This is a genomic window from Pyxidicoccus xibeiensis (assembly GCF_024198175.1).
Lineage (GTDB): Bacteria > Myxococcota > Myxococcia > Myxococcales > Myxococcaceae > Myxococcus > Myxococcus xibeiensis.
In genome coordinates, this window is sequence record NZ_JAJVKV010000002.1 from 747,459 (window position 1) to 767,868 (window position 20,410).

Annotated in this window: 13 protein-coding genes; 6 read left to right on the forward strand and 7 right to left on the reverse strand. The window is 71.3% G+C overall.

All coding sequences use genetic code 11. From position 1 onward, the window contains the following. Entirely contained in the window at window positions 1–1,233 is a 1,233-nt protein-coding gene (locus LXT23_RS10965) for an ABC transporter permease (RefSeq protein ID WP_253980063.1), read from the forward strand. Between the two features lie 16 nt (window positions 1,234–1,249). Here the strand turns inward: LXT23_RS10965 and LXT23_RS10970 are convergent, their stop codons facing one another. Further along, window positions 1,250–2,173 carry a diiron oxygenase gene (locus tag LXT23_RS10970; RefSeq protein ID WP_253980064.1) on the reverse strand — a complete coding sequence of 308 codons (924 nt, stop codon included), beginning with the start codon at window positions 2,171–2,173 and terminating at the stop codon, window positions 1,250–1,252. Between the two features lie 107 nt (window positions 2,174–2,280). Then, the gene (locus tag LXT23_RS10975; protein ID WP_253980065.1) at window positions 2,281–3,582 is read right to left on the reverse strand and encodes a ligand-binding sensor domain-containing protein; all 1,302 of its coding nucleotides are present in this window, start codon (window positions 3,580–3,582) and stop codon (window positions 2,281–2,283) included. Window positions 3,583–3,989: 407 nt separating this feature from the next. Between LXT23_RS10975 and LXT23_RS10980 the strand changes: the two genes are divergently transcribed. The 3 genes from LXT23_RS10980 (at window position 3,990) to LXT23_RS10990 (ending at window position 8,359) form a co-directional block, all read left to right on the forward strand. After that, window positions 3,990–5,726, forward strand: coding sequence for a hypothetical protein (locus tag LXT23_RS10980; protein WP_253980066.1), 1,737 nt, complete (start codon window positions 3,990–3,992; stop codon window positions 5,724–5,726). Between the two features lie 143 nt (window positions 5,727–5,869). Further along, window positions 5,870–7,183, forward strand: coding sequence for a hypothetical protein (locus tag LXT23_RS10985; protein WP_253980067.1), 1,314 nt, complete (start codon window positions 5,870–5,872; stop codon window positions 7,181–7,183). A 6-nt stretch (window positions 7,184–7,189) separates the two neighbouring features. Further along, on the forward strand, window positions 7,190–8,359 hold the full coding sequence (locus LXT23_RS10990) for a hypothetical protein (RefSeq protein WP_253980068.1): 1,170 nt from the start codon (window positions 7,190–7,192) through the stop codon (window positions 8,357–8,359). On the opposite strand, the gene LXT23_RS10995 is transcribed toward LXT23_RS10990, so the two are convergent. The 5 genes from LXT23_RS10995 to LXT23_RS11015 all read right to left on the reverse strand — a co-directional run bounded on the left by LXT23_RS10995 (window position 8,347) and on the right by LXT23_RS11015 (window position 15,261). Next, complete coding sequence (locus LXT23_RS10995) at window positions 8,347–9,999, reverse strand: sensor histidine kinase (RefSeq protein WP_253980069.1); 1,653 nt, start codon at window positions 9,997–9,999, stop codon at window positions 8,347–8,349. The genes LXT23_RS10990 and LXT23_RS10995 overlap by 13 nt on opposite strands. Then, window positions 9,968–10,666: a response regulator transcription factor gene (locus LXT23_RS11000; RefSeq protein WP_253980070.1), complete on the reverse strand. Its 699-nt coding sequence runs from the start codon at window positions 10,664–10,666 to the stop codon at window positions 9,968–9,970. The genes LXT23_RS10995 and LXT23_RS11000 overlap by 32 nt, the downstream gene beginning before the upstream one ends. Window positions 10,667–11,246: 580 nt before the next feature. After that, window positions 11,247–12,080, reverse strand: coding sequence for a hypothetical protein (locus tag LXT23_RS11005; protein ID WP_253980071.1), 834 nt, complete (start codon window positions 12,078–12,080; stop codon window positions 11,247–11,249). A gap of 96 nt (window positions 12,081–12,176) precedes the next feature. Continuing rightward, a complete protein-coding gene (locus tag LXT23_RS11010; protein WP_253980072.1) occupies window positions 12,177–13,727 on the reverse strand; it encodes a Dyp-type peroxidase in 1,551 nt (516 codons plus the stop codon). After that, window positions 13,669–15,261, reverse strand: coding sequence for a hypothetical protein (locus tag LXT23_RS11015; protein WP_253980073.1), 1,593 nt, complete (start codon window positions 15,259–15,261; stop codon window positions 13,669–13,671). Before LXT23_RS11015 ends, LXT23_RS11010 begins: the two co-directional genes overlap by 59 nt. A gap of 301 nt (window positions 15,262–15,562) precedes the next feature. Here LXT23_RS11015 and LXT23_RS11020 point away from each other — a divergent pair, with 301 nt between their 5' ends. Then, a complete protein-coding gene (locus LXT23_RS11020) occupies window positions 15,563–19,648 on the forward strand; it encodes a protein kinase domain-containing protein (RefSeq protein ID WP_253980074.1) in 4,086 nt (1,361 codons plus the stop codon). A gap of 82 nt (window positions 19,649–19,730) precedes the next feature. Next, window positions 19,731–20,396 (forward strand): RNA polymerase sigma factor, encoded by a 666-nt coding sequence (locus LXT23_RS11025; protein ID WP_253980075.1) that lies wholly within the window; start codon window positions 19,731–19,733, stop codon window positions 20,394–20,396. The last annotated feature ends 14 nt before the right edge of the window (window positions 20,397–20,410 follow it).

Below are 20,410 nucleotides of genomic sequence, written 5' to 3' on the forward strand. Positions count from 1 at the left end.
ATGCGAGCGATTCTGGACAACCTGCGGCTGGCGCTGGGGACCTTCCTGGGCAACCCCCTGCGCTCGCTGCTGACGCTGCTGGGCATCGTCATCGGCGTGGCGACGGTCATCACCATGATGGGGCTCATCGAGGGCCTGCGCATCAAGGTGAACACCGACCTGGGGCGCATGGGCGCGAACACCTTCCAGGTGACGAAGTGGCCCGCGGGCGGCTTTGGCCGCATCAACTGGGCGAAGTACGCCAAGCGCAAGGACATCGAGATGGACGACGTGCGCGCCATCGAGGAGTCCTGCCCGTCGGTGGGCGCGGTGGTGCCCACGGACGACGAGGGCGGCCAGAAGGTGGCGACGGCGAGCCAGGAGACGCGGCCGTCGGTGCGCGTGCTGGGCACGCCGCCGAACTACCCGACGACGAGCGGCGTCACCCTGCAGTCCGGGCGCTTCTTCAACGAGGTGGAGGGGCTGGACGGCCGGCAGGTGGTGGTGCTGGGGACGGACGTGGCGGACCTGCTGTTTCCCGGCATGGACCCCGTGGGCCACGAGGTGCGCATCAAGGGGCGGCCGTTCCGCGTGATTGGCCTGCTGCAGCGGCGCGGGAGCATGCTGGGCATGTTCAGCATGGACAACCAGGTGATGATTCCCCTGCGCGTCTTCCAGCAGCTCTACGGCAAGACGCGCTCGCTGGACGTCGACGTGCAGGCGAAGGGCCCGGGCCTGTTCCAGAAGGCGCAGGACGAGGTGGCCACGCTGCTGCGCCGGCGGCGGGACGTGCCGGCGAACATGCCCAGCGACTTCGAGATGCACACCAACGAGTCGGTGACGGCGTCGCTCAACCAGCTCACCGACGTCATCACCATCGCCGGCATCGGCGTGTGCCTGCTGTCGCTGGTGGTGGGCGGCATCGGCATCCTGAACATCATGCTGGTGTCGGTGATGGAGCGGACGAAGGAGATTGGCGTGCGCAAGGCGCTGGGCGCGAAGCGGCGGCGCATCCTGGGGCAGTTCGCCACGGAGGCGGTGCTGCTGGCGCTGTTCGGTGGCGCGCTGGGCGTGGGCCTGGGCTACGGCCTGGTGTTCCTGGTGGACTGGGTGCTGCGCCTGCCCACGCACGTGCCGACCTGGGCGGTGGGGCTCGCCCTGGCGATGAGCTGCGGGGTAGGGCTGCTGTTTGGCATCTACCCGGCCGCGCGCGCGGCAAAGCTGGACCCTGTCGAGGCGATGCGCGCGGACTAGGAAGACGTCGCATCCATCACTGGCAGTAGTACGTGGGCGCCAGCGCCAGGACGCGCTGCTCGGCGACCGGTGAGAGCGCCCGTACGCGGGAGAGGAAGAGCGGGGCCTTCATCCCCATCCCGATGAAGGTCCACACGTACGAGCGCTCCTGCGCCGCGTGGATTTCGCTCCGCTCCTGCGCGCTGAAGGTCCGCCCCACGGCCTTCTCCAGCGTCTGGAGGTCCAGCTCCAGCTGCGCGACGAGCGTGCCCCGCAGCGCCGTCAGGAGCTCGGCGTACTCCGTCATGGCCTGCTCCAGCGCTTCCGGATGCTGGGCGAGCACCTTCTGCGCCTCCAGGAAGTCCATGCGCGCGTGCTGGGCCTCCTCCATCCAGTGGTGCTTGAGCAGGTTGGAGAACAGCGGGTCCAACGCCTCCTCGTCGTTGCCGCGGATGGTCTCCACATAGTGCTGCTGGGTCATCAGCTCCATGTGGAGGTTGAAGATGAGCACCGCCAGGGGCGACTTGGACATGATGGCGCGGGCCACCTGGACGTGGTTGTCCAGCAGGGCCGGCTGCAGCTTGAACCCGTCCGCGAACAGGGCGGTGTAGCGGGCGAAGAGCTGCTGGTGCTTCAGCTCCTCCTCCGTGAAGCGGAGGAGCGCGCGCATGTGCACCGGGTTCCCATGGAGCTCGAGGCCGGCCCGCTGGGTCATCAGGGCGACGACGTACTCCTCCAGGAACAGGAAGAGGTGCGCGTAGCTGTTCGTGCGGATGTGGTTGAGCTTCAGCTTCTCGTCCGCGCTCAGGCAGCGGATGCCTTCCGCGCCGATGAGCGCGTCCGAGAGGATGCGCCGGCTGAAATCGATGACGGTGTTCTTCGGCAGCAGGTCATCCACCCGCCAGGAAACGCGCTCCGAGCTCTGGATGCACGATTGGTACTCCGCGTCTTGATTGAGCATGCACCAGGGAAACAAGGTTTTCCCTGGTGCGTCAAGGCGCGCCCGGCGCACATCGCCAAGGGACAACAATCGCTATCGGGTGACTGGACTCCGTCAGAGTGCCGGCGTCACTCCTCCCGCAGGACGGTGAGGCCCGCGTCGGTGAGGACGTAGAGCATGGCGGGCGCCACCGTGGGGTCGTAGACGAGCTGGAGCACGTGCTCGCCCTTCACCTCGGACACGGCGGAGAGCGTCTGCCCGTCGTCCTCGATGCGCCACAGGCCGGCGTCCTCCGTGCCCACGTAGACTTCGCCACCGTCGGTGGCCGCGAGCGCCGTCACGTTGTCGGAGGGGAGGGTGGTGACGCGGGTGTAGTTCGCGCTGGAGCGGTCCTTCACGTCCATGCGCCACAGGCCGAAGTCGCGGCTGCCCACCCAGGTGACGCCCTGGCGCGTGCGCGCAATGGCCCGCCAGTAGTCGAAGGCCTCCAGGCTGTTGAGCTGGGCGTTGTGGCCCTTGTAGGTCCAGGGCACCGGGCCGTCCCAGGTGCGCTCCCGGTCGAAGTCCTCCAGCACGCCGTTGGGCTGGAGGATGCCCACCATCCAGTCGTTGGCGACGAGCACCTCGCCGTCCGGCCCGATGCCGAGGCCCCAGTTGAAGCCTGCCTGGAGCGAGTCGCCATTCGCGTACCACGCCGCGTGGCGGTGGCTGTTGTAGGTGAGGCCCCGGATGAGCGTCACGCCGTGGTTGGTTCCGATATAGACATCCCCCCGGTCCCTGCCGCGCATCACCCGCTGGCACGTGAGGACGGAGCGGTCCTCGTCGTAGTGGAAGTCATTGGTGTTGCGGATGCCGAGCTGTTGCTTGCCGCCCGACACGCCGACGCTGCGCCACAGGTGCTCCTCCAGCTCCACCTGTCCGTCGCCCCCCAGGCGGACCACGTCCAGGTCGCCCTTCTGGTACTCGTCGAAGCGGGCCTGCGTGTGGTGGGGCTCGCCGGGCGCGGGCACGTAGGCGTGGGGCTTGTCCGGCACCTCCCGCTGCAGCTCGTACGTGTGGTAGCCCACGTACGCGCGGCCCGCCTCGCCGCCGCAGATGACGGTGGAGCCGAGAGCCTTCTTGTCGCGCCCGAAGCCGCCCGCCGCCTGGCCCACGCCCCGCGTCCACGTGGGCGCCGAGTCTCCGGGCCGCAGCACGCCAATCTCGTCGCCCCGGAGCAGCCAGACGTTGTGGGCCTCGTCGACGCCCACGCTGCGCACTCCAGCGCCAAGGCCATACGCCGCCGACCAGTCCTTCACCGCGTCGGTGGGCCAGGGCCCGGGGCCGTCCGGCTTGCCCGTGCCGTCCCCTTCGTCGTTGGACGACTCACTGCATCCGCCCAGCAGTACCGCCACGGCGACGACCGCCGCCCAGCTCCTCCCACCCCGCATCCGCCCTCCCAGCTGTCTGCCCGTTCTTCAGCAATCCGCATGCCCGAAGGGAGAGGGAAAAGAAGTTCCCAGCGGGGCGCGAATCGGGGAACGCGGGGACCTTCGGGGACGAGATGTTTGCTGGATGAAGGGCAGTTTCCTCGCCCTTCACGGACAGGGCGTACGGTGGTGCCATGAGCGTGCGCGTGCCTTCGCTCCCGTGTCGCGCGCGCCGTGCCTTGTAGCGCGCGCCGCTACACTTCCGGGCCGTTTGTAACATCCCGTGCTACTCGCGAGCGGTGTGCGCGCCCGTGTTGACTCGGAGACGCGCGGCCGCCCCCGTGGCCCATGCACTGCACTGTCCTCCGGGGTTGCACACCCCTGAGGAGTCAACCATGGCGCAGTGGTCATCAAGGAAGTTCCTTGGCTTGACGTGGTCTGGAGTCGTCGCCGCTTCCCTGCTGGTGGGCTGTGGTGGCGACGTTTCCACGGAGCCGTCCGTACCGATGCAGGAGCAGCAGCAGCAGGCCAACACGGAGCCCACCGGCCTGCCCGAAATCCGCCTCGACTCGCTCGAGGCCATTCCCCTCGACAGCACCCTCACCAACAAGACGCGCAGCCTCGTCCGGGCAAAGCTCGCCCAGGGCCAGGCGCAGTTCCACCGGGAGATTCCCGTGGTGGACGACTCGGGCCTCCAGGTCATCCTGCGGGACACCGGCACCAACGGCGACGAGACGGCGGGAGACCAGGTCTTCTCCGCCTTCGCGAGCGTCGACTTCGTGTCCCACCAGGCCACGCAGGACCGCATCGTCGAGTTCCAGCAGCAGAATCCCCAGGAGCAGCTCACCTTCGCCACGTTCGACAACCGCGAGCTCGTCTCGGAGCGCGCGGTGACGGCCCTGTCCCGGGACGTCTTCCGGCCCGGCATCCCCATTCCGCTGTTCCCCGTGGGAATCACCAAGGCCGTCAAGCCGGCCCACTCGCTCGTCATCAACGCCCCGAGCGTCGTCAATGACCCGACGCGCACGTATGACCCGTGCACGAACACGGGCAACCCGAATGGCGTGTGGACGTTCAACCATCTGATGACGCAGATGGCGAACACGCCGATGACCGGCATCTCTCCTTCGGCCTTCACCGAGCAGTGGCTGCGCGAGTGGCTCACCCCCCAGAACATCAACTCCTGGACCGTCGCGCCGCGCTCGGCCATGAGCACGAAGGTCCTCGGCCCGTGGCCGCGGATTGGCAGCCAGCTGGACATGACGAAGTCGCCGTTCAAGCTGGTGGCCATCGTCAACCGGCTGGACCTGGGCAAGGGCACGGGCCCGGCGGGCTACGGCGGCTCCGGCGCGGGTGAGCTGCGCTTCGTCTTCGCCGTCGTCGACAAGAGCAGCGGTGGGTGCAACATGCGCAGCTTCATGGTCATCCACGAGTACGGCGTGCCCAAGAGGCCGTGCCCCGAGGTGAAGACCTGGGCGCAGCAGTGGCTGGCGCTGTCGGGCATGGCCCTGGGAAGCGCGACCTACAACGCCGCGCTGCAGAACCTCACGCAGCAGGTGGTGATGGCCAACGCGGCGCCCGCGAAGCCCAACGGCAGCGCCATCAACCAGGTCCGCAGCAACGAGGACATGCTCGACCCGCGCTGGGAGCTGCGCGAGTTCCGGCTGGGGCTCGCGCCGACGCCGTCCCTGCTGTCGGAGACTACGACGGTGCTGACGCCGCTCGACTACCACAACAACACCGCCCTGCTGGCCAACTTCATCAACGCCAACACGCCGGCCATCCTCGCCAACAGCTACAGCGTCCCGCTCACCTATGCGTCCCAGCCCTTCCTCGGCTCCAACCCGTGGATGCTGTCGCCGGCGACGTTCTGGCAGGCCCCGGGCGTGACCAACAACAACGCGCGGCACAAGTTCTCGCTGAATACCTGCAGTGGCTGCCACGCGGACGAGACGGACACCTATTTCATGCACATCAACCCGAGCGGCGGGCTCTCCAACTTCCTCGCCGCGAGCTTCCCCGGCCCCTTCACCGTGGCCGACCCGGTGAGCGGCGTGCCGCGCAACTACTACGAGATGCGTGACCGCGCGCAGCACCTGTACTCCGTGGCGCACCAGTCCTGCATCTTCCGCCGGTTCGACATCGCCCTGCGGTCGCCGCACTGATGTAGAGGGGGGGGAGGTCCGGCGCCCTCCGTGCCGTCCGGCGGGGGGCGCCCGACGCTCCTGCACGAATTCCGCACAATCTTTCCTCATGAAGCGCACAGGGGGGCCATCCGGGTTGCACACCGGGCCGCCATCCTGCGCTCATGAATGCTCCACCCCTTCCTCCCCGTTCCCCGCGGGCGCCTGACGGGGCCCTCCGCCGGGCCCTGCGGTGGCTCGTCGCGCACCACGTCTTCGGCAGCCTGTTCATCGTCGTCTTCGCCACGGCCGTCATCGCCGGGCAGGTGGCGGACCGGACGGACTTCGCCAACTCGGAGCTGGCCGCGGGGGTGGAGGACCGCTGGGGCGCACCCGTCACGCAGCCCGCGCCGTCGCTGCGCTACGTGAACAGCGGCACCATCTTCACCGAGCTCAAGCCGCTGCCCTTCGACCAGCAGCACGTCCAGGTGAAGGCGCAGATGAACTACCGCAAGCGGGGCCTGCGGTACTTCTCCGGCTTCGACTTCATGCTCGATGCCGAGTACGCGGTGGTCAACCGTGAGAGCAACGACATCGACGTGGCGTTCATCTTCCCCATCGAGATGGACAAGTCGCAGGTGCTCCTGTCGGACCTCCAGTTCGTGGTGGACGGCCAGGAGTCCAGCCTGGACCTGGGCGAGTCCGGCAACCGGCTGGTGTGGACGGGCCGCATCGCGAAGGGCTCCACGGCCCGCTTCGCCATCCGCTACCGCGCGCGCGGCCTCGACTCCTTCGTCTACCGCCTGGACCCGGCGCTGCCGGCCCGCGACGTCAGCCTCCACGTCGCCGTGGAGGGAGGGGAGAACTACGACTACCCGGCCGGCGTGCTGGCCGCGTCGTCCGTCACGCCGGAGCGCGACAGGGTGACGCTGGACTGGGCCTTCAAGTCGCTCGAGTCCGGGGTGAACCTGGGCGTCATCCTGCCGTCGGAGAAGACCTTCGACGTCATGGTGTCCACCATGGCCAGCCGCGCGTGGGTGCCCTTCCTGGCCCTGCTGGCGCTGCTGTCCGCGCTCAGCCTGCGCCACCGCCGCCCCATGGCCGTCCACGAGGCCTATCTGCTCGCGGCCGTCTACGGCTTCTTCTTCGTGCTGCTCTCATACCTGGCCGCCTTCATGAACTTCTATGCGGCCTACGCCATCTCCGCGGCGGGCCTGGGCGCCGCGACGGTGGCCTATGCGCGGTGGCTCTTCCCGAAGGAGCGCGCCGCCGTGCTCGCCGGCCTCTGGGGCGCCACGCTGGTGGTGCCCACCGGCGCCGTCATCCTGGAGGGCTACACCGGCCTCATCTACACGCTGGAGATCCTCGCCGCGCTGCTCGGGCTGATGGTGCTCTCCACCCGCGCCGGTGTGCGCGCCTTCCTCTCCGACTTGTCGCAGCCCGGCGAGCCGCCTCGCGCCGCCGCCGTCGCCACCCCTGTCACCCCGGAAGCGAGCTGAACCGCCATGTCCACCCTCTCCCTCGTCGTCGGACTCCTGCTGACCACGGCCGACGCTCAGGCCTCCACGCCTGGCGGCACGGCCACCGTGCCCCTGGACCAGCTCATCCCGCTGTACGCGCAGCGCGAGGCCCCCAAGCCCGCGCCCCCGCCCACGGAGGCGCTGGTGAAGAGCCAGCTCAAGGGGCGCCTGTCGTCGGAGGCCCTCCTGGTGGACGGGCACTTCGACGTGGAGGTGCTCGCGGACGGGCGGTGGACGCAGGTGCGCCTGCTCCAGCTGGACGCGGACACCTATCCCAGCGAGCTGCCCACGCTGGAGGACGCCACGGTGGGCGTGGTGGACGGGTACCTCTGCCTCCTCACCCGGAAGGCGGGCCGGTATGCGTTCGACGTGAGCCTGTCCGTGCGCTCGCCGGGCGCGGGCCCCGAGCGCCGCGCGCAGCTGCGCTTCGGCCCCCAGGTCTCCCCGGTGCCGCTGGCGCTGGAGGCGGACACGTCCGTCTTCACGCTGATGGAGCCGCTGCCCGCGTCCGCGAGCGAGGCGTATGCCGTGTACCCGGTGCAGGGCAGCCTGCGCGTCGGCTGGCGCGCGGCGGTGGCGCAGGGGGCCCAGAAGCCGCAGGTGCGCCCGCCGCTGGAGCCGCGCATCACCGAGGCCCACGCCTCCTGGGTGTCCACGCTGGAGGGGCGCGCCACCCTGCGCGTGAGCTACTCGCTGAGCCTGGACCGCGAGCAGCCGCTGGAGCTGGAGCTGCCCGAGGGCCACCGCCTGGAGCGCGTCACCCTCAACGCCATCCCCGTGCCGGTGGAGGCGCAGGAGGGTGTGCTGAAGCTCAAGGCCGCTCCCGCGAGGCTGGGCGAGACGGGAGGCACGCTGGAGGTGGTGCTGGCGCGAGAGCTGGGCGTCTTCCACCTCTCTGGCCGGCTGAAGCTGGCGCTGCCTCGCGTGTCCTGGCCCGTGGCGGAGCTGCGCGCCCGCGCGCACTTCCCGGCGGTGTTCAACTACCGCCGCGAGGGCGGCAGCCTGGAGCAGGTGGAGGCCGCTACCGTGGCGGAGGCGGCCTCGTCCGGGCTGCCCGGCAAGGAGCTGAGCTTCCGCCAGTACCTGGTGGCGGCCTCCGCGCCCACGCTGGAGCTGGGGTACTCGGTGGACATCTCCAACAGCTACTTCCGCTGAAGCCCGTCCGCGGGCGCGGCCACCACGGCGAAGGCCGCGCCGCGGGTGGAGGCCTCACCCGGGGGTAACAGTTCCAACCCCGCCCCAAACGCGCGCAGCATGGACTGGGAGATGGTCAACCCCAGGCCGGTGCCTCCCCGCTCGCGCGCGGTGGTGAAGAAGGCGTCGAAGATGCGTGCGCGGTTGGCCTCGGAGATGCCGCGCCCGTCGTCGCGCACCACCACGCGCACCGGGCCCGCGCCGTCCGCCTCCACCGCCAGGTCCACGCGCACGCTGTCTCCGCCGTGCTGGCGGGCGTTGGTGACGAGCTGCCACAGCACGTCGTCCAGCACCTCCGCGGGCAGCGACAGCGCGAGCCCCGCCGGTACCGGCGCCACCTGGACGTCCGCCAGGCCCTCGGCGCGGGCGCGGGCCGCGAGCCCGTCCAGCAGCGGGGCCAGCTCCACCCGCGCGGGCGTGGCCGTCATCGAGTCCGCGCGGGCCAGCTCCAGCAGGCGCTGCACCAGCCGCGTCAGGCGCCGCGCGTCCGCGTCGACGTTGGCGAGGAAGCGCGAGCGCTGCTCCGGCGACATGACGTCCGCGCTGTCACGCAAGAGCTCCACCGCGCCCTGGATGGAGGCCAGCGGCGTCTTGAACTCGTGCGACACGTTGGCGGCGAACGAGCGGATGTACTGGTTCCTGTCCCGGAGCGCCGTGGCCATGCCCGCCAGCGCCTCGGACAGCTCGGCCAGCTCCGCCACCACGGGGCGCGGCACCGGCTCGAAGCCCGAGGGGGCGCTCGCGGCGATGGCCCGCGTCTGCTTCACCAGCGCCCGCACCGGCCGGCCCACCAGCGCGGCCGCGGCGAGCGACATCAGCGCCACCGCGCCCAGCAGCACCAGGCCCGTGGCGGTGAGGTTCCACCGGTCCGCGTAGACGGCCTTGGCGAAGGTCATCGGCGTGCGCGCCAGCACCACCGCGCCCCAGACGCGGTCCCCCTGCAGCACGGGCAGGGCCACCGAGACGCGCACGCCCGTGTCGCGGCTGAGGGAGGCCAGCGGCGTGTCCTCCGGCTCGGCATAGCGGCGGCGCAGCACGCTGTTGGGCTCGCCGCGCAGTGCCTTCCGCACCTCCACGCGCTCCAGCAGCGTGACGCCGAGCAGCTCCGGGCTGCTGCTGGCGACCACGACGCCCTCGGTGTCCACCACGCGGATGCCGGCGAGGGTTGCGGCCCGCACCTGCTCGAGCAGGGGATTCAGCCGCGCGCCGGCCTCCCACGCCAGGGGCTCCGCGGGCACCCGCGAGGGGGCGGGCGCGGCATCCGGAGGCAGCGCGGTGTCCGACGCCTTCAGCGAGGGGAGGATGGGCCTCAGCCGCTCGTCGATGGGGATGCTGAAGGGCCAGGGCGCGGTGCGCTCCCGGCCGTAGTCGCGCGAGCCCACCGTCTCGCGCAGCCGCTCGCGGAAGATTTCGGCCACCACCGCGCCTTGGGCAATCAGCTCCGACTCCGTCTGCCGGATGAGCTGGTCGTCGTAGACGCGCACGAAGGACAGGCCCGCCAGCGTGAGCACGAAGCCGGCCAGGCCCACGGCGGCGAAGACCATCCACAGGCGCGGGCGCGCGCGGAGGCTAGGGGAGGGCGAGCCGATAGCCGAGGCCATGCACCGTCTCGATGACTTCTCCGCCCGCGGCGGCGAACTTCTGGCGCACCCGGCGCACGTGACTGTCGATGGTGCGGTCGCTCACCACCACGTCGTCATAGACGCGCGTCATCAGCTCGTCGCGCGTGAAGACCTTGCCCGGCACGCGCAAGAGCGTGGCGAGCAGCTGGAACTCCGTGACGGTGAGCACCACCTCCTGCTCGTTCCACCACGCGCGCCAGCGCTCCGCGTCCATGCGCAGCGGGCCCCGGTCTTGGAGTCGCTGCGGGGGCGCGCTGACGTCCGGAGGCGAGGCGGGGCGGGCACGGCGCAGCACCGCCTTCACGCGGGCCACCAGCTCGCGCGGGCTGAAGGGCTTGGTGAGGTAGTCGTCGCCTCCCAGCTCCAGACCGAGGATGCGGTCCACCTCGTCGTCGCGCGAGGAGAGGAAGACGATGGGCAGCTCGTGCTTGCGGCGGACCTCGCGGCACACGGCGAGCCCGTCCAGCTCCGGCATCATGATGTCCAGGACGATGAGCGCGGGCACCGCGCGCTCCACCCGCGCCAGGGCCGCCCGGCCGTCCGAGGCCTCCTCTACGTGGAAGCCGCCCTGCTCCAGCGCGAAGCGGACGATTTCTCGCAGGTGGGGATCATCATCGACGACCAGGACGGTGGGGCGTTCGGCCACGGGCTCCGCTCTCGGGAGGGACGCGGCGAGTCTATGCGATCTGGGGCCCGCATCGCCCCGGCTCCGAGCTGGAGGATGGGGCCCTGGTCCTGGAGGGAGCCTTCGGTGACCGCTCCCCGCGGGAGCTGCTCACGCAGGTGGACACTTCGAAGCTCCTGCTCCTGGACCGGGGGTTCCACTGGATCAACGAGCGCCCGCTCAACACGTGCAGCGGGCGGAAGGGGCGGGGGCCCCGGAGGGCGCCCCGCCTGCGTCTACCAACGCCGCGACCGCCGGCGGGGACGAGGAATCATCACCGCCGCGGCGAGCAGCAGAATGACTGGAATGAACACGAGCATCGTCTGAGCCATCACCGTCGCCCTCCTTTCAAGAAGTCGCGCACTATGGCGCCCCCCTCTGACGTACTGACCGGGGCATTCCTGAAAAGACGGTCAAACGGGACTGTGACATCCGTGGAGGCAATGTGCGCCGCGCTCCTCCTGACGGGATGGGTCGGCGAAGCTGACGGCGGAGGCGGCATGCCAGCAGTACGCGGCAGCCGGGCCCCCATTGCAGGGGCTCAAGGGGCAGGGCGCCTCGCTCAGAGCAGCTCGCGGGTAATCACCTCGGAGCGCTCGGAGTCGTTCCAGGTGACCTTCCGGGTCTCCCGGCCGTTGAAGTACATGGCCTCCCGGTCGCTGATGAGCTTGCGGATGGTGACGCGGGAGAGGAACTGGCTCTCGTCCACGCCGTGGGTCAGCTCGTAGCGGGGGACGTTCGTGGGCACCTCGCCCAGGCGGACGCGAATCTCGCCGACGGTGTCCACGTAGTCCGCCAGGCACTGCAGCTGGTTCAGCGCCCGCCGCATCACCTTGTCGGTGCGCTTGCTGATGACGCGGTCCCAGAACAGATAGCCGGCGCCCAGCGTGGCCGCGCTGGTGAAGAACATGACGAAGACGAGCGCGGGGTCCAGGTAGCGGTTGTGCGTCAGGCCCTTGTCGACCGCGGCCTCGGTGAGGATGTCCTTCATCGCCTCCACCGCCGTGCGGTGCGCCAGCTGCGTCCACTCGCGCGCGTCCTTCACCGCGCCCAGCAGCAGCCAGCTGAAGCCCAGGTGCAGCGCGATGAGCGAGCTGCGCGCCTTGTCCCGCTCCATGCCCAGCGCGTCCGTGAAGCTGCCTCGCGCGGACTTGAGCAGCTCCACCTGCTCCTCCCGCGTGCGGTGGGGCTTCATCGCCGCTTCCAGGTGGATGCGGCCCGCGTTGAAGGGCCCTTCCTGGAGCTGCCGCACGTCCCGGTGGAGCTGACGGAGCAGCGTCAGCTGCTCCTCCTGGGTTCCCAGGAGCGCCTCCAGCAGCATCGCCGCGGCCGGAGCCTCCAGCCTGCCACTCGACTGTCTGGGCACTGCGAGGACGAGATCATCCCACCTGGCCATGTGCGGCCTCCGCGGAGCTGTGACAGCCGTGGCACCCGACAGCCCCCGCTCGCGAGTCTGCCACAAGGCGCGTGGCGGCGAAGTCAGCGGCCCGCCTCATGCCGGAGGTGCCGGCTCCCAGGCCGCGAGGAACCTCAGTGCGTTCATCCCCGGCATAAAAAAATACCCTCCTCCCCGCATGCTCACGAAGCGCTGGAGATCCGCCACACACTGACGCACGGGTTGCTGGGGGATGACGAGCCTTCCCCCGCCGTCTCCCGAGAGTGGGTCTTCCGCGCCCTCCATCCCCCCGAGCTGGTCGAAGTGAATCCAACTTCGCTGGATGAACTCGAATTGCCGGCTGAGGCTGGTGTTGAAGGCGAGGAACAGCAGCCCCTGGCCGCTGTCATCCCAGTAGCTGAAGCCACGCCGGAGCAGGCGGTGCCGCCGCGTCACCTCCAGCGAGGTCGTCTTCTTCGGAGGCTGGGCGTCGCGTGGGTTGCACCGCCGCGCGTGCGCCGTCACCGGGCAGCCGAGGCCGCGAGGATCATCCCGCGCATACCGGAAGCCGTTGTCGATGCCCCGCGGGGTGCGCTCCGTCACGTGGGGCGGCTTCGCCTTCTCGGCGCGGAACAGGAAGGGGAGGAGGCGGCGCAGCGGGCCGTGCTTCCTCGCCACCAGCGGCGCGCCATTGCGCCAGCGGCCCACCAGCTTCGCGGCCACCCACTCGCGCTGGTCCTCGGGCCGGCCCTCCGGTGCGAGCGAGGCATTCGCGCTCAGGAAGTCCTCGAACTCGCGCACGTGCTGCTCCAGCTTGCGCACGACCAGGTAGCTCCCGTTGCGGCCCAGCTCCCGCCAGCCCTCGCGGCCCGGAGTCGGCGGCAGCGCGTTCGCCGCGTCCAGCCGCTCCGGCACGCAGGGGGACAGGGGATACTCGCCGTACTCGTTGAGGTGGCCGAGGATGAACTCCCCGCGCTTCACCGGCCGGTCATAGTCGCGCGGGTGCCCGGCCGGGTCCTCGAAGCCCTCCAGGCGCGGCTGCGACAGGCCGTCCAGGAAGCCGAAGTGGTCCCGGTAGTAGCCATGGGGGTCTCCCTCCCGGTGCCTGCGCGAGCCGCGCTGCAGATGAACCTCCCGCAGGCCCTGCTGCGCCGCGCGGGCGCGGTAGTCGTGGAGCAGCGCCTCCATGCGGCGCGCGTCCCACGCGTAGAGCAGGAGCAGCACGTGCAGGTCGTCCTCGAAGCGCGTCCCGCCGAGCTGCCACGTCTCCGGGGCATTGGCGTCCACGTCGCGCAGGTGCTCCCGCGCGCGGCGTGCCATGCCTTCGCGCAGCTCGAGCGGGAAGGTGGCGAGCACCTCTTCGGGAAGTCCGAGGGTGGCGAGGCCCCGGGGCGTCAGCGCGACGTTGACGCGCGAGTATTCATGGCCGAGCTCGCGCCGCCTGCGCTGGTGCTCCACCGGGTCCGCCGTGGTGATGGCCCCCCGGGCCAGCTCGCCGAGCCACTGCCGGCACAGGGGCGCGTCGTCGATGCGCAGGAAGACGAGCGCGAGCTCCGTCAGCTCCCGGTAGCCGTGCAGCAGCAGCCCCTGGACGTCCTTCAGGTCGAGCTCAGGCGGCGCCTGGTGCGTGGGCGGAGTACGGCGGGAAGGCAGGTCGGTCGAGTACACGGGGCTTCCTCCAGGTCCGCAGGCCGGCGGCCAGCGCGGACAGCGAGTGGTGGAGCAGGGCCGGCAGCCTGAGCAGCGCGCGGCCCGGGACGAAGGCGCCATGGGACAGGAACGTGGCGAGGGCCCGGCGCGCGGGCCAGTCCCGTAGCGGCCGGTCGATGCGCTCGCGCGCGAGCAGCTCCCGCAGCCGGAGCGCGTCGTGCAGCAGGACGACGGAGTGACGCTGGCGCGGGCCTCCGTCCAGGGCCGCGCTGTACCAGACCTGCGTGGGGACTTCGTGCCCGCGCAGCCACGCCTTGAAGGGCTCCACGGGCAGGCCCTTCTTCCAGCCCCCCCACCAGGCCCGCGTGGGGACGAAGCCGCGCGTCTTCTGGGGGAACCCCTCCGTGCGCCGCCAGATGAGCTCCAGGAAGTCGCGCACGTCTTTGTGGTCCACGAACGAGTCGATGTACGCCTCCCAGCTGTCGTCGTAGTTGCTGAAGAAGAGGAGGTGGTGCCCGCCGCGCGCATCCCCGTGCAGCAGCCAGCGCGCGCAGTGGATGGTCCGGATGTGGTTGAGCCCCACCACGTAGCGGCGCAGCCGCAGGTTCACGCTCGGCAGGGCGAGCTTCGTCAGCCACACCGCGGCCCGGCCTCCGGTGATGCGGGCCACGTGCACCATCGGGTGCTGCACCATCGCGTCGTGCGGAGGCGGCGGGCTCCGGCGGGACGTCAGCTCCGGAGCGCAGGGGCCCCACACCTTCGCCGGGGGCTTCGGACCGAACAGGGCCAGCCACAGCCTCAGCCCCTGGATGGCCGGGATGGTCCACAGGTAGCGGTAGAACGGGTACCTCAGCGAGGCGGTGGCCGCATCGCTCCGGGCCGAGGCCAGCCGCTGCGTCCACTGCGCGTCGGCCACGGTGGACGAGACGCTGAGCGCCACGTCGCGCAGCTCACGGTGCAGGTGCGGCAGCGCGTCGGCCTGCCCGCGCCAGGGCGTCTCCTTCAGCAGGGGGGCGCGGACATCCAGGTGCTCGTTCACCGCGCGAAGCACGTCCACGGCCTCGCGGAGCTCGTCGGGGGACTCGAAGCGATAGGCGAAGTCCACGTGCCGCGCGGTGGCGCTCACGCAGTGCTGGAGCAGCCAGTCCTCCACCTCGGCCGGCGCCGCCAGCCCCTGCTCCGGGTAGCCCGGGCAGGTCCGGTACAGGTCATCGAACACGCTGGCGGCCCGCGCTCCCTGCTCGCGCAGCTCCAGCAGCCAGGAGACGAAGTGGTGCAGGAAGCTCCGGTCCAGCTGGACCGCGTCTGCCCTGGCGCCGACGTCCACCTGAGCGACGTTGAAGTCCGCGCCGAAGACGAGGCGGAGGTCGCGGTCGCCCTCCGCTGCCTCCGGCGCGGTCAGGTCGATGATGGCCCAGCGTGCGAAGTGGAGCCCGGGCACGCCCGCGAAGAGCGACGTGCGGAGCGCCGAGGCCTCCGCCAGCCGTGCTTCCAGGGTGCGGAGCGCGTCGGGACGGATGCGGGTGATGACAGTCGTGGTGCCATGGTGCATGGACATCCCCCCTGCGCTTCGAGCTTCACCGGAAGCGGCCCGTGGCACTCCCTGATGTGGCGTCGGCACGGGCGCGAGAGAACAAGCACGGCGTCAGGGGCTGCGCCTGCTCGCACCTCCCCGGGGGCTGGGAAGCAGACAGGTGCCGCGATACCGGTCCCGGACCGGCGGGTGGGGCAAGCCCATGCACCCGGGAGAACCGCCAGGGCAGGCCCCGGGCGTCTCCTTGTGGTGCACGAGGTCCGTTCCTAACCTGAACCTGGAAGCCTGGCGGGCGCGTGCCGTGGTGGGGGAATCGGCGATGCCAGAACGGACCGGTGACGGGCAGAGACCGGAAGGCCCCACGCCAGCGCGGGAGCCGGACTGGGAGTCGTTCGGCCTGGAGGAGTTCCGCGAGGACCTGGAGGACTTCGAGGACACCTTCCTCAAGCAGGTGGCGCGCTCCTCCGTGCCGCCCCGCCTGCCCGTGCCGGGCATGTGGCTGGGAGACCGGGACGGGCGCCGCTACGAGGTGCTCGAGGAGCTGGGGGGCGGCGCCATGGGCCAGGTGTTCCGCGCCCAGGACACCGTGCTGCAGCGGAAGGTGGCGCTGAAGTTCCTCGTCCCGCACGAGTCGCTCGCCGAGGCGCCGATGATTGCGCTGCTGCGGCAGGAGGGGCGCGCGATTGCCCAGCTCGACCACGAGCACATCGTCCGCATCTTCAACGTGGACGTCTGGAGCAGCGCGCCGGGAGAGCCCCCGGTTCCCTTCCTCGTCATGGAGTGCCTGGAGGGCGAGTCCCTGTCCGCGCTCCTCCGGCGGAGCCGGCCGGGTCCGCGCCGCGCCATGGAGATCCTGGACGCGGTGGCCGCGGGGCTGGCGCACGCGCACGAGCGCCACATCGTCCACCGCGACCTGAAGCCCAGCAACGTCTTCATCACCCGCAGGGGCGTGGTGAAGATCCTCGACTTCGGCCTCGCCTGGCTCGCCGCCGCCAGCGCGCCGCCCGACGTGGCGCTGTCCACCGCGGGCACGCCGCCGTACATGGCGCCGGAGCAGTGGCGCGGCGAGGCCCAGGACGCGCGCACCGACCTGTGGGCCGCCGGCATCCTGCTCTTCGAGATGCTCACCGGCGAGCCGCCCTATCAGGGCACGCCCGAGGAGATTCGCGCCCGCGTCACCTCCGCCGACCCGGCCCCGTCGGTGAGGGAGCGTGTCCCCACGCTGCCCGAGATGGTGGACCGGTTGCTGGGCTCGCTGCTGGCCAAGTCTCCGGGAGACCGCATCGGCTCGGCGGTGGAGCTGCGCGAGCGGCTGCAGCAGGTGGAGGAGGGGCTGGCGCCCCGGAGGCAGCCCACCGGCAGTGTGGCCCCGCAGCGGCGGCAGGTGACGCTGCTCGCCTGCCGGCTGGCGGACGTGGCGGGACTGGCCACGCGGCTGGACGCGGAGGACGTGGGCGAGCTGGAGGCCGCGTTCCACCGGAGCTGCTCGGAGGTCATCCATGAGCACGGGGGCTCCGTCGTCCTGTGCGTGGGGGAGGAGGTGCTCGGCTGCTTCGGACATCCGGTGACGCACGAGGATGACTCGGAGCGCGCGGTGAACGCGGGGCTGCGCCTGGCCTCGGCCGTGGCGCCTGCGCTCCAGGAGTCGCTGATGCTGCCACCGGGCCGCGAGCTGGCCCTGAAGGTGGGCATCCACACGGACATGGTGGTGCTGGACGACACGTCCATCCAGGGGGAGGCCCCGCGCATGGCCACGTGGCTCGCCCGGCAGGCGGAGCCCGGCACCGTGTGCGTGAGCGGCTCCACGCACATGCTGATTCGCGGCGCCTTCGTGACGCAGGCCATGGCGCCCATGCGCTTCACCGGCCTGTCCGGCGTGCGCGACGTGTCCGTGCACCAGCTGCTGCGCCCGCGCCGCACCGCGAGCCGGTTCGACCGCTCGCTCGTGGCGCGTCCGCTGACGCCGCTGGTGGGACGGCGCTCGGAGCTCCAGCGACTGATGGGCTGGTGGGAGGAGGCGAGGAGCGGGCACGGCGTGTGCGGCCTGGTCACCGGAGAGGCGGGCATGGGCAAGTCACGGCTGCTGCGCGAGGTGCGCGAGCGCGTGTCCCCCTTCACCGCCATCCGCCTGCGCTGCCAGTGCTGGCCCCAGTCGAGCACCAGCGCCTTCGCGCCCATCATCGAGCTGCTGCGGCACCTGCTCCAACTGGACGTGGAGGGCACGCCCACGCAGCACCGCGCGAAGCTGGAGGCGGGGCTGGGTGCGCTCGGGATGGGCCAACAGCGCACGTGGGTGCTGTCCGGGCTGGTGGGCCTGTCCGGGGACTCGGGCGCGGTGCACCTGCGCTACACACCGGACCGGCTGAAGCAGGAGACGCTGGAGGCGCTGACGGCCCTGCTGATGAAGCTGGCCGAGGAGCGGCCGGTGCTCGCGGAGATGGAGGATCTGCACTGGGCGGACCCGTCCACGCTGCAACTGCTCACCGTGTTGCTGGAGAAGCTGCCCCGGATGCGCGCCTGCCTGCTGCTCACCGCGCGCGCCGACTTCCGGCCGCCCTGGCACGCGAGCGCCGACGTCCGCCAGCTGAAGCTGGAGCGGCTGCCGGTCGCCCTCGCCGGGGAGCTGGTCCGCAAGGCCGCGGGGCGCGAGTCGCTGCCAACGACGCTGGTGGCGCACCTGGTGGCCAAGACGGACGGCGTGCCCCTGTTCGCGGAGGAGCTGACGCGCACCGTGCTGGAGCGCCCCTCCGACGAGGAGATGGACCCGGGCGCGTGGACGTCGCCGGTGCCGCTGTCGCTGCGGGAGCTGCTCCTCACGCGGCTGGACAGGCTCCCCGCGCCCCAGAAAGAGCTGGCCCAGCTGTGCGCGGTGGTGGGGCGCAGCTTCCCGCACGCGCTGCTGGCCTCGCTGTCCGGCCGGAGCGAGACGGCCCTCAGGAAGGACCTGGCCGGGCTCGTCGCGGAGGGGCTGCTCCAGCCGGAGGAGGCCGCGGAGCCGCGCTTCGGCTTCCGGCACGCGCTCATCCAGGACGCGGCGTCGGACTCGCTGCCCCGGCTGCTGCGGCGCCAGTACCACCGGCGCATCGCCCGGGTGCTGGCGGAGCAGTTCCCCGAGGTGACGGAGGCCCAGCCGGACCTGCTCGCCTGGCACTACACCGAGTCGGGGCAGGTGGAGGCGGCGCTCCGGTGGTGGGCGCGCGCGGGGGAGCTGGCCAGCCTGCGCTCGGCCAACATGGAAGCCCTCAGCCACCTGCGGCAGGCGCTGGAGCTGCTGCTCACGCTGCCGCCCTCGCGCGAGCGCTCCGGACAGGAGCTGAAGCTGCTCATCTCCCTGCAGTGGTCGCTGATGCAGGTGCAGGGGTACCACTCTCCGGAGGGCGAGGAGGTGTACGCCCGGGTGCGGGCGCTGCTGCGCGAGCTGGAGGAGGACCTGCCCCGGCTGGAGCCCGCCTACTGGGTGCCCTTCGCGTACGCCTTCGCGCGGGCGCGGTGGGACGAGGCACACGAGATGGCGGAGCGGCTGGTGAGGCTGGGCCGCCAGCACAGCCAGCGCGACCTGCTGGCGCTGGGCTACCGGATGATGGCCGCCGACTTCTTCACCTGGGGCAACGTCCCCACCGCGCTGGAGCACGTGGAGCTGGCGCTCGCGTTCTCCGACTTCGGGCTGGAGCAGCACCAGGTGCTGGCGGTGAAGCACGGGGTGAATCCCCGCGTGGCGGCCCTGGCGTATGCGGCGATGCTGTTCGCGGTGGTGGACGCGCCGGAGCGCTCGCGTGAGCACGGACGGCTGGCGCTGCGGCTGGCCATGGACATCGGCCACCCCAACACGACGGGCTTCGCGCTGCTCTACGTGGCGCTGGCGGGCCAGCTGCGGCGCGAGCCTCGCGAGGTGCTGGAGCTGTGCGACCGCAACATCGCGCTGTCCAGGGACCACCACCTGCGGCTGTGGCTGGGCTGGGCCGCGCTGCTGCGCGCCTGGGCCCAGGCCATGCTGGGCAGCGAGCGCGAGGGCCTGGCCCGGATGCAGGCGGCGATGGCGCAGTGGCGCCGGGCCGGCTTCAACGCGGGGCTGCCGCACGACCTGGGCATGCTGGCGGAAATCCACCTGCTGCTGGGCCAGTCGCACGAGGCCCTGGTGGCGGTGCACGAGGCGTTGATGCTCGCCGAGGAGACCGGCGAGCGCTCCTACGAGGTGGTGCTGCGAGGGTTGGAGGCGGAAGCGCTCCATGGGCTCGGCCGGGAGCGGGAGGCGAGCGAGGCGTATTCGCGGGCGCTGCGACTGGCGGCATCCCAGGGGGCGGTGGGGTACGACCGGCTGGTGCGGGAGCACCGCATCGGCCACCGGTGGGTGGAGCTGCCGGTGACTCCGGGCACGCAGCTGGAGGAACCGGCGCCCGGCGCATGAGCGGGCAGGCGGGACGAGGGGCGGCGTCACAGGATGGGCGGGGTGACTCCGTCCGGCATGCGAGGAGCAGGAGCGTGACGCGATGATGGGTCCGACGGTGGAGACGGACGAGGTCCGGGGAGCTGGTGCGCCCGCATCTCGCGAGCAGGTGGAGGCGCAGCTGCATGGCCACTGTCTGCAAGGTGAGTACAGCGAGGCGGTGGAGCTGGCGATGCGCTCGTACGGGCCGGAGATACGGAGGCTGATGGCCTCCGTGCTCCACCACCCGGAGCTGGCGAAGGACGCCTTCAGCCTCTTCAGTGAGAACCTGGTGAAGGGGTTGCCGGGCTTCCGGTGGGAGAGCTCGTTCCGGACGTGGGCGTACCGGCTGGCGCGCAACGCGTGCTACCACCAGCTCCACACGCCCGCGTCGCGCGAGCAGCCCGTGAGCGAGCCCGCGGCGAACGAGCCGCAGCGGCACCGCACGGACACGCAGCCCTGGCAGCGCACGGCGGTGAAGGAGCGCTTCCGCGCGCTGCGGGAGCGGCTGGAGCCCCACGAGCGGATGCTGCTGATGCTGCGCGTGGACCAGCGCCTGCCGTGGACGGAGATTGCCCGGGTGATGGCGGAGCCGGACGAGTCCGTCACCCGCGACGCGCTGAACCGCCGCGCCACGGCGCTGCGCCAGCAGTTCCAGCGGGTGAAGGCCCGGCTGCGGGCCATCGCCATCGAGCAGGGCGTGATTCCCGCCGACCGGTTGGACGCGTAGTCGCCGCGCGGGGA